This is a genomic window from Acutalibacter sp. 1XD8-36 (genome assembly GCF_009917525.1).
Taxonomy (GTDB): domain Bacteria; phylum Bacillota; class Clostridia; order Oscillospirales; family Acutalibacteraceae; genus Acutalibacter.
Genome location: NZ_QZDU01000007.1, coordinates 51,778 through 64,080 on the forward strand (window position 1 = coordinate 51,778; position 12,303 = coordinate 64,080).

A 12,303-nucleotide genomic window follows, 5' to 3' on the forward strand; every position below is an offset into this window, starting at 1 on the left:
TAAAAAGGGAGAAACTTACAATTAGCAGACTGCGGAAAAGCTATATCATTTTTTCACCCCACCCCCAATATGCTTGACAGCTATACCGATTTCTGCTATGCTGTAGGCAGTAATTTCAACAGGAGGCAGGCAGATTATGGAACTTCGCTTGCTGCAATACTTTTTAGCCGTCACCCGGGAACAGAATATCCTGCGCGCGGCAGGGGCGCTGCACCTTTCCCAGCCCACACTCTCCAGGCAACTCAGGGACATGGAGCGGGAGCTGGGCAAGCAGCTTTTCATCCGCGGCACCAGGAGCATTACCCTCACGGAGGAGGGGATGATTCTGCGCAAGCGGGCCGAGGAGATATTGGAGCTGGTTAAAAAGGCCGAGGACGAGATTGCCCTGGCCGAGAAGTCGGCTGCCGGCAATATCACCGTGGGGGCAGGGGAGACCGACGGCCTGCGGGTACTGGTGCGGGCGGTGCAGGCCCTGCGTGAGGAGTGCCCGGGGGTGCATTTCCATGTGGTCAGTGGGGACAAATGCTCAGTGATAGAGCAATTGGACGGCGGGCTTATCGATTTCGGAGTGGTATTCGGCAACTTTGATACATCTAAATATGGATACTTTCGAATCCCGCGCCCTGAGCACTTCGGGGTGCTCATGCGCCGGGATGACCCACTTGCGGACAGGACCAGCATTGACCCCGAGGAGCTTTGGGACAAGCCCCTGATTGTCTCCCGCCAGGCCATCTGCGACCAGGGTGTGGAGGAGATTTTAGGCCGCAGGCAGAGCAAGCTGAACATCGTGGGCAGCTATAATCTGCTGTACAGCGGCTCGCTGATGGTGGAGGAGGGCATGGGGTACGCCCTGGCTTTTGACAATATCATCAACACCACCGGGGACAGCGAGTTGTGCTTCCGGCCACTTACGCCGCGGAACGAGACCCCAATGTTTGTGCTGTGGAAAAAGGACCAGGTGTTTACAAAGGCCGCCGAGAGGTTCCTGGTGAAGCTGCGGGGGATGGAGGAAAGTGAATACGAAATGAAGGTGCTGTATTTTGAGCGCGGCAGAAAGAGGATTTATGGCGAGCTGTACCTGCCTGAGGGCAGCGGCCCCTTCCCGGCTGTGATAATGGCCCACGGCTTCGGCGGGAAGTGCGTCCATAACCGCCCATATGCGGAGGCCTTTGCCAAAAACGGCATTGCCGCCTATATCTTCGACTTCATAGGCGGAGGCAATGACATTCAGAGCGATGGGAAGACCACTGAGATGTCCGTGCTCACCGAGGCAGCGGATATGTCGGCGGTGCTGGACGGCATATCCGCTATGGAAGAAATTGACAGCAGAAACATCTTCCTGTCCGGTCAGAGCCAGGGCGGTTTTGTGGCCTCATACCTGGCTGGCACCCGCCCGGAGCTGGTGCGGGGGCTTGTGCCCATCTTCCCGGCCTATGTTTTGCAGGACGACGCGAAAAAGCGCACAGAGGGCCGGGAGCTGCCGGAGACAGAGAAGATAATGGGCCTGCTGCTGGGCCGTGTTTATGCTAAGGACGCCATGTCCTTTGACATCTACGATGTGATAAAAAATTACCCCGGCCCGGTACTGCTCATCCACGGCACCGCTGACGACGTAGTACCCATCAGGTATTCCCAACGTGCGGCAGAGGTGTTTCCCTCGGCTAAGCTTATAGAGATTGAGGGCGCGGGGCATGGGTTCTTCGGAGCGGCCGAGGATAGGGCTGTCAGTCTGGCGCTGGATTTTGTGAAAGGAAACATTTAGTAAACCCCAATATATAAGGCAGGCCGGGGAGCATTTCGTATGCCCGCCGGCCCGCCTGTTTTCTCACGCTACTCTTTTTCTCTCGTGCTCAAAAGATATATGGGGTCGGTGCGGAAGCCGGCTGCCATCAGCATCAGCGCCAAAACCAGCACCAGTAAGCTTATGCAAAGCGGTATAGTATAGCTTACATACACCGGCACCTCCACGTCTATCTCAGTCTTCTCTGCAAGCTCCCGGCCCGCCGCCCAGGTGCTGTAGCGGGTGTCGTAGCTGTATAGGCTGTCCCGCTCCTCTGCGGTCGAGGCCGTGACCTGGGGCTCGCGCACCTTATCCAGGGCCAGCGTGCCGCATACGCTCCCAGCGCACGCCGAGAATACCGTCAGTATTATCAGTCCCGCTAAAAAGAAGTAAAGCAGGAGCGCCACTATGGACAGCGCCGCCATGATACCCGCAAGCAACAGGAGGAGCGCCATGGTCCGGCTGTTGTCAAGGGACTTCCTTATCTCCGAGTAGCCCCTATCGTCATAGATGATGTTAAGCCGCCCGGCCTCGGGGACGTGCTCCTTTAGAGCCGCGTCGAACTGCTGGATAGTACTGTTTGGAATCTGGAAGGAGGCTGTGAATGGGGTCATAGGCGTATAGTAGGCAATATTATTATCGTCGCTGGCTGTGACGGACTTTGCAGGGATTATGAGCGTGTCCGGCCCGGCCTCGATACCATACATTTCAAGACAATCAACAAGCCCGACTACCTCATACTCCTGCTCAAAGAAAGGCTCGTAAAACTCGCCGTCAGCGTCCAGAAGGCTGAAGGAGGCGTGGGGTCTGCCGCCTATTGAGCTTAAGTCCCGGTACATTGCGCAGACAAAGGGCATGTTCACCTTGTCGCCAACCTTTAGCCCGTTCCTTCCGGCAAATTCCTTTGATATCATACAAACCGGCGCACCGGCCTCAAACTCCTCCGGGGTTATCTCCCTGCCATCCCTCAGGACGCTGGTTTTTTTGTGCCACCTGGGAAGAAGTTCAAGTGAGTTGGTGCCCAGGGAACAGAAGCTGTGCACCCTCTGTTCAACATTCTTGGCCCACTGGACGAAATTATATCCGGGACTGCCCTTCTCATAGAAATCTTTTCCGGTAACATGGGCAATCTGGGGGTAATAAGGAGATTGAAAGCCCCAGTCTTTATCGTCCGGGAAATTCTCTGTGCCGATATGCTTTCCATTCCGGTCCGTCCGGCCTGAGTGTGGGCGGCTATACACCACATATTCGTCCACCTGGTGCTCCGGGCAGTTCCACCACTTTGCCAGCTCGGCCGCATACTTCTCCCCGGGCTCCATAGGATAGCGGGTCGCGCCCCAGCACTGGCACACGGTGATATGGTCGCCCTCGTGCAGGGCAGTGTCCGGCGTAACGCAGGTTCCCTGGCTCTTGTTGTCCTTGCTGAACAGGACTTTGGTTATCTCTACTTCCACCGGCGCGCCATCGTCCTCCACCGGCTCAAGGGGCGTAAACTCCACTACATGAAAAGTGTCGCCATCACCAAATTGTGAAAACTCGGGCTCATTAAAAATGTAATACGGCCTATGCTCGGGCTTCAGGATGTAGTCCGCCCCGGGAAAGTCCAGGTCCTCCGGGTAGATATACTCGCCATAGTCAGTGGTAGTGACAAAGTTGATTCCGCCGCAGGCGTTTGGAACCGGCACGCGCTCCGTGTTGACGGCCGGCTGCTCCACAAAGCCCACTGTAGAGTATGTATCCTCCACTATCCGTAGGCGCTCGTTGTTTTCTATTGTCAGCACGGCCCCGGTGACCACCAGCGCGGTGCTTACCGCCATCAGCAGGAAAAAGAGCATAGCCTTCCACGGCTGCCGGAACAGTTGCTTTATACTGAAATTAAACATGATATACCCCCTATTCTACCGCGGTGAGCAGCGTAAAAGCGTTGAAGCGAAGGAGCAGCAGTAGCGCCACGATATCCCCTGCGCAGGCGCACAGGAGAAACGCCCCGCATTATCAGGAATATAGCTAATATTATCATACCTATCGCCAGCACGAAGAAAGGTATCTGAAACTGCCTAAAGAGCACAACTGTCTGGCCCAAGGTCTCCGCTGAGGTGATGTATTGTTCGTCATCCACTACTATGGCTGCGCCGGTGTAGTCCTTATAAGTAGCTGGAGCGGGCTCCAAAAAAATGAGGCTTTGTATGCTCTCTTTAAAGACGCTAAGCTGCCGAGGGTCCTTCAGTACGGCCCTCAGTTCGTTATAGTATACATCTGTACCCTGGGACTCCATCTCGGCTCGTATCCAGCTTGCCGGGACAATAAATTCCCAGAAATTTATTTTGGAAAAGCAGGTGCCCACCACCTTTATGGTCTGTTCACCTAGTGGAGTATAGATAATGTCTTTTCCTACTTCGTAGGACATGGAGTAGAGAGGCATGGAAACCTCGTCTCCGACCTCAATGCCATTGCGTTCGGCAAAATTCCGCTCTACAAGGCATATGGGCTTGTTGGTTTTGAACATGCTCTCGTCATAGCCATATGAGAAAGCATACTCGCCGTCGGACACCCAGAGGTGGTCCAGGCTGCTGACGGCACTTACTGTACAGTCAGCCTGGGGTATCTCGCTTTGCCGGCTCTCCTGGCTATAGGTGCCTTCACAGTAGATACGAGCGTAAAAATCTTCCAGATACGGACTTGAAAGAAAGTTGTCATGTCTGAAAGCGTTTATGTTCAGCATAGAATCTCTGTCCCCGCCGGGATTAGTCACACTCACCACCACGGGTACATCCTCAGCCCTCCATCTCGATTTTGCCGTCGCGCATACGGTAGATAACGTCGGCCTGGGCCGCAATCTCCCGGTCATGGGTAATGACTATTATGCAGCGCATCTCTTCTTTTGCCAGGTATTTCAGCAGGGTGATTATGTTCCTGCCGTTTTCACTGTCCAGGTTGCCGGTGGGCTCGTCCGCGAGCAGGACCTTTGCTTCGCTGGCAAGGGCCCGGGCGATAGCCACCCTCTGCTGCTGTCCGCCGGAGAGCATGGCGGGACGCTTGCGGGGGTCAACATCCTCGAGGCCCACCGCCGCCAAAAGCTCCTGGGCTCGGGGGACAGCCTGGCGCATGGGCACCCTTACTACCCGCATGGGGTAGGCCACATTTTCAAGTATTGTCAGGTGGGGGAACAGGTTGAAGGACTGGTATATGACGGAAACATTCTCCCGCCTATGGCGTTCGCTGCCTATCTCCCGGACTGTACGGCCCTCGGAGACCACCCGGCCCTCGTCCGGGTTCCCGAGCCCCGCTAACATGGACAGCAGAGTTGTTTTACCGCTGCCGGACTGCCCTACAATGGCATAGAACCTGCCCAGCTCAAAATCACAGCTCACGTTGTCCAGGGCGTGGACCTTCTGATACTTGCTCTGGTAGGTAAAGGATAGTTCTTCGGCGCTCAGAACACTCATAGTTGACCCTCAAATCAAAACCCATTATAGTTTTATTATGCTATTTGTGCACGATATAGAAGCTGCTATTTCCCTTAAATATCGCTATTTCACTATAACATATCTCTGGCGTCCTGTCAATAATAGAATAAATAATTTATACTATTTTTTAGTTGACATTCTGTCAGGAATATAATATAGTATTGCTATATAAGATTATCAGAAAAGGAGTGCGTCCCATGTCAAAGCAGCCTCACGCACCGGTAACATCCTCAGAGCTGGCCCTGCTGCAGATACTCTGGGAGGCCTCAAGGCCCCTAAATAAACAGGAGATTCTGGAAAAGGCCAGCGCCGACGAGCATATGTTCGCGAAAAACTCATTTCACCTGCTGGCAAACGAGCTGATTGCAAAAGGCTACCTGATACCAATCGACAATGGCGGCATAGGCCGCAAGAACGCCCGGCGGTATGCCCCCACGGTCTCCTGCAATGAGTTCCTTGCCCTGCAGGTGTACTCCGCAAAGAGCTATAAGCCCTCGGACATCCCCGACATACTTACAGCCCTTTTGGACCTCACTCCCGGTATAGACTTTGAGCCGGTGCTGGCCGGGATTGAGGCGGTGATTAAGAAGAGAAGGCTGGCGCAGGGGTGAGGGGGATTTTCGGGATAGTATAGCAAAGCTTTAGTTTATCCGACTCGCGCTGCTCTTTTTAGGTTACTTATTTTACAGTCTAAATCATCAAGCAGACTACCTACTGAGTATAAGCATTATAAACCAAAATACAGCCCAACAAAGAAGTGACGCATTGCAGCCGCTGCAATGCGTCACTTCTTTGTATTCTTAAAGAGTAAAAATCAGCTTTCAAGACTCAAGGCAAAAATCCCCCTCATCAAGCACCCCCAGCCCAATCAACGCGTTCTTTACCCCGTCATCCGAAACCGGTGTGGTAACATAGTCGGCTTCCCTCTTCACCTCGTCCAGTGCGTTGCCCATGGCGACCCCAACGCCAGCCCAGCGCAGCATTCCCACGTCATTGAGGCCGTCCCCAAATGCGATAGTTTCCTCCTGAAGGATGCCGTAATGCTTCGCCACGGCGCTGAGTCCGGTCTCCTTTCCGCCGCCCTTTGGGATTATATCCAGAACGTCAAAGCCTGAGCTGGTTATTTCAATATGCTCCAGCGGAGCCAGGATTTTCATGCCCTTTTCCAGCGGAAGGAATATGTTAAACTGTATTACTGGGTGCTCCATAAGCCTGGAGCTGTCGTAAAAGGGCGGGCATGGGACGCCCATCCACTCATAGTGCTGCCGTATCTCCGGGCAGTCTGTTATGGGGAAGCTCAGCTCGTCCTCAAGTACAAAGCATTTAAGCCCATGCTGCTTTGCAAGGGTAATAAACCTCAGCACCTCCTGCGGGTCATGGGCCAGGCGGTGTATAACTGAGCCGTTACGCTCTAAAACAAGCTGTCCGTTGAAGGTGCAGAAGCCGTCAAAGGGGAAGAGGTCCCGCACGGCAGGCAGGTCCCTCCCGACGCTGCCGAGCATGGCGGGGGAGCGGCCTGTGGATATGAAGACCTTAATCCCCCTGCGCTGCAGGGCGGTTAAAGCCGCCTTTGTGGACTTTGGGAATACGCTCCGCTCGCCGGAGTGGTCGAGAAGAGTTCCGTCAATATCAAAAAACGCTGCTTTTATCATTATGTTTCCTCCTGAGAATCATATGGGCTTACGGCGGATATAGCAGTATTATAATAGCACAAATTTGAGGCAGGCTCAACGGGTTTTTACCGATGCAGACAGGGAAACAGTTTTCCCTAAAGATTTTCTTGATTTTAAAGCTTTTTAGGCGTATTTTTGCAGAAAAATATAAAATAATTTAGGATGTAGGCTTGACAAGTTAATGATTTTGTGTATAATGTAGCCGCCAAAACGGTTTGCGAAACATTTTCCCTGCTCATTAGGATAATATCCGGCCTGCGGAAAGAGAAAACTTATGAACATTAGAGAGATTGCCAAGCTAGCCGGAGTATCGGTTGCCACAGTGTCAAAGGTTATAAACAAGAAGGACCAGAACATCAGCGAGGATACCCGGCGTAGGGTCCTGAAGATAGTCAAGGAGTACAACTATACGCCATATGCCGGCGTGGCAAAGCGGCGGGAGGGGAAGACCTTCCTGGTTGCAATAGCCCTTGACGCCTCACAGGACCACGAGTATCTGGGCTCGCTGCTCATGGAGGACTTCCGGCGGGAGGGGTACTCGACCCTTGTATGCCGCTCGGGGAGCGCGGAGGAGGAGTTCAGGAACCTGACCGCCATGTGCGGCTATAACCCCGACGGCCTGGTGTGGGACAAGAGGGAGGACTCCATGGAGGGCTGCCTTGAGATGATAAGGGCGGGGAATATGAGCTTCCACCTTATAGACTCCCACGCGCCGCCCTCGCCGAACAACTCCTGCATTGATTACTGGCAGGTGGGCTATACCGCCGCCCAGTACCTTATTGAGAGAAAGCACAACTCGCTGTTCTGCTTAGCAAGGCGGCGGGGGTATCCCGAGAGCCGCTTTTTCCAGGGGTTTCAGATGGCCTGCTTAAACAGGGGCATTGCCGCCAACGAGAGTATGATATGCGTGCTGGAGGAGCAGGACGGTGAGGTGCCGGGAAGGCTGCTGCTGGGCAGCACCGGGGCTGTATGCTTCTCGGAGGATATGGCGGCGTACCTGTATGAAGTCTCCACCCTGAAAAACCGCCGGGTGCCAAAATACCTCTCGGTCATGGGCGTGCGTGGCAGCGACAGGGACAATTATCTACAGCCCGGGCTGACCTCGGTGCTGCTCCCCTATAAAGAGCTCTCCGCAAACGTCTGCTATAGGCTTACGGCGGATATGGATGGCTTCAGGGCGGTAGAGGCGGCCTTTGCCACAAAGCCAAAAGTGATAGACGGCCAGAGCGTGGACATGCCCTTCGACTTCCAGAAGAAAAAAGTGGTGGTAGTGGGCTCGGTAAATGTGGACACCCTGATATCCCTGGAGAGATTTCCCCAGATGGGTGAAACCAACCTTGTGCAGAGCGTGGCGGTTATGCCAGGGGGGAAGGGCCTGAACCAGGCGGTGGGCATATCAAGGCTTGGGCTTGAGGCTTATCTTATAGCGAAGATAGGCAAGGACTACGACGGGGCAGACGCCTTCAACTATCTCAAGGACCAGCATGTGAGCACGGAAGGGGTCTCCCACACCTCAAAGTCCAGCACCGGCCGGGCGTATATACACATCCAGGGGGACGGCGAGGGAGGCATAGCCATATACCGGGGTGCCAACGACATGCTAACAGCCCACGATATTTCCCAGAACATTTTCGTCTTTCAGATAGCAAGCTTCTGCCTTTTGCAGACGGAGGTCAGCATGGACGCGGTGGAGTACGCCGCAAGGCTTGCCTATAACGAGCACGTGAAAATACTGCTGAAGCCCTCGGCTATAGACTCTGTTCCCGACAGCCTGCTGCAAAAGGTATTCATATTCCTGCCAAATGAGAACGAGATAGGACGGCTCTGCCCCGGCGGGGACACCTACGAGGACAAGGCCGGGTATTTCCTAAAAAAAGGGGTAAAGAATGTAATAATTACCCTGGGCAACAGGGGATGCTACTGGAGCGACGGTGTAAGGTCCCAGTACTTTAAAGCCGCCAGCTTCAGCGCGGTGGACACCACCGGAGCCGCCGACGCCTTTGCCGCGGCCCTTGTAGCCTGCCTGATAAGGGGCGAGCAGATGGAGACGGCAATACGTAATGCAAACTTCGCGGCGGGCTTCTCAACAGTGAAGCTGGGGGCCTGTGCGGGGATGATAGACCTGCCGACCCTGGAGTTTCACATAAACTCAGGGCATACCGGCCAGGAGGTATCGGGCGATACACCCGTTCACTCATATACAGACCCTACACAAAATAAAGGAGGACGAGATTAATGAAGAAAATTACATCACTGCTGCTGGTCCTTGCGCTGCTGCTGACTCTGGCTGCATGCGGCAATACAGGAGGCAGCGCCGACCAGAGCTCAGGCTCAAATGAGGGCAAGACCTCCTCAACTGCCGGCAATAAGGACAGCGGGGAGACCGTCACCATCCAAATCGCCGTAAGCGGCAGCGCCCAGGAGCTGGATATCCACCAGGAGAAGTTCGACGGCTTCATGAAGGAGCACCCGAACATCAAGGTGGAGCCTGTTGACATCGGCAGCGAGCGCGCCCAGAAGCTGATGACCCTTATCGGCTCCGGCACCGCCCCCGACATTATCTACCTGAACGAGTGGACCTACGTGTTCGCCAATAAGGGCGCCCTGGAGCCCCTGGACGGGTATGTAGAGCGGGACAGCTTCGACACCTCGGTTTACCCCGAGTCCCTTCTGACCCCTCTGCGCTTTGAGGACAAGCTCTACGCCTTCCCCCAGGAGATATCCCCCTACTGCATGTACTACAATAAGACCATGTTCGAGGATGCCGGAGTGCCCCTGCCCACTGACGACTGGACCTGGGACGATTTCTATGAGGCAGCCAAGGCGCTTACAAACCCTGAGAAGAAGGTATACGGCTACCGCCATCCCGGCAACTGGGCCGACCAGGACCTTAACTGGATAGCCACCGCCGGCGTTACCTTCGATATCAGCGGCACCGAGCAGAAGGGCCTGGAGACCCCCGAGGCACTGGACGCCCTGAACTTCCTCTACAAGATGGTAGTGGAGGACAAGGTGTCCCCCAACCCTGCAGAGCTCACCTCTATGGGCAAGACCGCCGACTCTATGTTCCAGAACCAGCAGGTTGCCATGCAGGCCGCGGGCCTCTGGCTGCTCCCACAGTATCAGGCGGAGGGCCTGGACTTTGAGTGGGACGTGGTTCGCTTCCCCAAGAACAAAAGCCAGAAGGTAAAGGCCGGCGTGCTCAACTGGGGCATATCCGCTTCCAGCAAGCATAAGGACGAGGCCTGGGAGCTGCTCAAGTACCTGGTCGGTCCCGAGGGACAGAAGATAGTGGCAAAGGCAAACATGGCCCTGCCCGGCAGCACCGACGAGGAGGCGCTGCAGATAGTGCGCGACGCGAAGGTCTGCGACAACGTGGAGGCTTTCATCGCCTCTGTGGACGACTGCGACCTGGTGGACGAGCTCTCTGTCTACCGCACCGAGGTCAATACCGCCCTCGGCAAGACCATCGACGAGATGCTCATCGGCAAGCGCAGCCCGGAGGAGACACAGCAGGAGCTGATATCCCAGATAAACAAAATCCTGGCTGGCTGATGGATTTTTTATGTGAGAGGGGAGGCTCAAAGGAGAGGCTCCCCCTCCGCTTTTAAGGAGGGTTTTCAATGTTGAATTCCGCAAATGCCGCAAGAAAACCGAGAAAGCCGCTGGGCACCAATGAGACCTTTTGGGGGTATGTGTTCCTGGCCCCTGTCATAATAGGCTTTCTGGTCTTTACGGCGGTGCCAGTAGTAGTATCCCTATACTACAGCCTGACAAACTACGACGGCATAACCGCCCCGAAATTCGTAGGGCTCAGCAACTATATCGACCTGTTTCAAAATGGCGAGTTCGGGCACGCGCTATTAAACTCGGTATACTTTACCATAGGCACCGTGCCGCTGGGGGCTTTTCTGGCCCTTCTGGTGGCGATACTTTTAAACCAGAAGATAAAGGCCCAGAGCCTCTACCGCTCAGCCTTCTTCATCCCCTGCATAGTTTCCTATGTTGCTATTGCAATGGTATGGCAATGGATGTATAATCAGGATTATGGACTGATTAACTCCGTCTTAGGGGCACTGGGGCTTCCGCAGCCCGGCTGGCTGGCGACAGAGGAGCTGGCAATGCCCTCGGTGATAATCATGACCATATGGAAGGGCCTGGGGTATAACGGCGTCATACTGCTGGCAGGGCTCCAGGGGATATCCACTTCCCTGTATGAGGCGGCTGAGATAGACGGCGCCAGCGCCTTTCAGCGCTTCACCCGCATTACCCTGCCCATGATACGCCCCACCATGATGTTCGTGCTGCTCACAAGCATGATAGGCGCGCTCCAGGCCTTCGACCAGATATATATTATGACAAGCGGCGGGCCCGGGCGCGCTACCGAGGTGGTGTGCTACCTTATCTATATGAACGCCTTCCAGTATTTTAAACAGGGATACGCCTCGGCTATGGCCTATATACTGTTCATAATCATTTTCGCTGCCAGCGTCATACAGCTGAAGGTCAGCGAAAAGAACAGTGAGATTTGAAAGGGGGGACGGTCATGCATCAGGGTAAAACAAAGAAAATCGTCTATAAGACCGCCATACACATCATCCTTATTATACTGTCCCTTACCATGCTGGTCCCGTTCCTGTGGATGATTTCAAGCTCGCTGAAGACAACCCAGGAGATGTTCGCCTCCCCGCCCACATGGATACCAAGGTATGTGGCCTGGGAGAACTATACCTATATGCTCCAGGCCGCGCCGTGGTTTAAGTATTTCGCCAACACCTTCTTTATCTCGGTGCTGACTATTATAGGGCAGCTCGTCACCTGCAGCATGGCGGCCTATGCCTTTGCACGCCTGCGCTTCAAGGGGCGCAACCTCATCTTCCTTATATACCTCGGCACGATGATGATACCCTTCCAGGTCGTCATGATACCCCAGTTCAAGATAGTGAAGCTGCTGGGGCTGGTAAATACCCACTGGTCGCTGATAGTCCCGGGCATATTCAACGCCTTCGGCACATTCCTGCTGCGCCAGTTCTTCCTGACAATCCCAAGGGAGCTGGAGGAGGCCGCCAAGATAGACGGCTGCGGATACCCCAGGATATTCTGGGAGATAGTCATCAAGAACTCAAAGCCCGCCATTATAACCCTGGTGGTGTTCACCTTCATGAACACCTGGAACGACTTCCAGCGTCCGCTGATATTCCTGAACGACGACTCCCTCTGGACGCTGTCAATGGGCCTTGCCAAGTTCCAGGGCACATATGTGACCCAGTGGAACCAGATGATGGCGGGGGCGCTGATAACTATGGTGCCGGTGCTGATACTGTATATCTTCGCACAGAAATACTTTGTCCAGGGAATAGTTATGAGCGGACTGAAGGAGTAA

10 protein-coding genes are annotated in these 12,303 nt (G+C 54.5%); 6 read left to right on the forward strand and 4 right to left on the reverse strand.

The window, feature by feature from the left end; all coding sequences use genetic code 11:
* The first annotated feature begins 136 nt into the window (after positions 1-136).
* A complete protein-coding gene (locus tag D5270_RS17135; RefSeq protein ID WP_207709373.1) occupies positions 137-1,762 on the forward strand; it encodes an alpha/beta fold hydrolase in 1,626 nt (541 codons plus the stop codon).
* 68 nt (positions 1,763-1,830) lie between these two features.
* On the opposite strand, the gene D5270_RS11580 is transcribed toward D5270_RS17135, so the two are convergent.
* Genes D5270_RS11580 through D5270_RS11590 form a run of 3 tightly spaced genes read right to left on the reverse strand, consistent with a single transcriptional unit; the run spans position 1,831 to position 5,226 of the window.
* Positions 1,831-3,663 (reverse strand): hypothetical protein, encoded by a 1,833-nt coding sequence (locus D5270_RS11580; RefSeq protein WP_166544248.1) that lies wholly within the window; start codon positions 3,661-3,663, stop codon positions 1,831-1,833.
* Positions 3,645-4,541 (reverse strand): hypothetical protein, encoded by an 897-nt coding sequence (locus tag D5270_RS11585; RefSeq protein WP_207709374.1) that lies wholly within the window; start codon positions 4,539-4,541, stop codon positions 3,645-3,647. Before D5270_RS11585 ends, D5270_RS11580 begins: the two co-directional genes overlap by 19 nt.
* A gap of 13 nt (positions 4,542-4,554) precedes the next feature.
* Positions 4,555-5,226 carry an ABC transporter ATP-binding protein gene (locus tag D5270_RS11590; RefSeq protein WP_166544250.1) on the reverse strand — a complete coding sequence of 224 codons (672 nt, stop codon included), beginning with the start codon at positions 5,224-5,226 and terminating at the stop codon, positions 4,555-4,557.
* 218 nt (positions 5,227-5,444) lie between these two features.
* Here D5270_RS11590 and D5270_RS11595 point away from each other — a divergent pair, with 218 nt between their 5' ends.
* Positions 5,445-5,858 carry a BlaI/MecI/CopY family transcriptional regulator gene (locus D5270_RS11595; protein ID WP_166544251.1) on the forward strand — a complete coding sequence of 138 codons (414 nt, stop codon included), beginning with the start codon at positions 5,445-5,447 and terminating at the stop codon, positions 5,856-5,858.
* A 210-nt stretch (positions 5,859-6,068) separates the two neighbouring features.
* Here the strand turns inward: D5270_RS11595 and D5270_RS11600 are convergent, their stop codons facing one another.
* On the reverse strand, positions 6,069-6,899 hold the full coding sequence (locus D5270_RS11600; RefSeq protein WP_166544252.1) for an HAD family hydrolase: 831 nt from the start codon (positions 6,897-6,899) through the stop codon (positions 6,069-6,071).
* Positions 6,900-7,194: 295 nt separating this feature from the next.
* Between D5270_RS11600 and D5270_RS11605 the strand changes: the two genes are divergently transcribed.
* The 4 genes from D5270_RS11605 to D5270_RS11620 all read left to right on the forward strand — a co-directional run bounded on the left by D5270_RS11605 (position 7,195) and on the right by D5270_RS11620 (position 12,303).
* On the forward strand, positions 7,195-9,156 hold the full coding sequence (locus tag D5270_RS11605) for a PfkB family carbohydrate kinase (RefSeq protein ID WP_166544253.1): 1,962 nt from the start codon (positions 7,195-7,197) through the stop codon (positions 9,154-9,156).
* Positions 9,156-10,475: an ABC transporter substrate-binding protein gene (locus D5270_RS11610; protein ID WP_166544254.1), complete on the forward strand. Its 1,320-nt coding sequence runs from the start codon at positions 9,156-9,158 to the stop codon at positions 10,473-10,475. The genes D5270_RS11605 and D5270_RS11610 overlap by 1 nt, the downstream gene beginning before the upstream one ends.
* 68 nt (positions 10,476-10,543) lie before the next feature.
* Positions 10,544-11,452, forward strand: a complete 909-nt coding sequence (locus D5270_RS11615) for a carbohydrate ABC transporter permease (protein ID WP_166544255.1) — start codon at positions 10,544-10,546, stop codon at positions 11,450-11,452.
* 14 nt (positions 11,453-11,466) lie between these two features.
* Positions 11,467-12,303: a carbohydrate ABC transporter permease gene (locus D5270_RS11620; protein ID WP_166544256.1), complete on the forward strand. Its 837-nt coding sequence runs from the start codon at positions 11,467-11,469 to the stop codon at positions 12,301-12,303.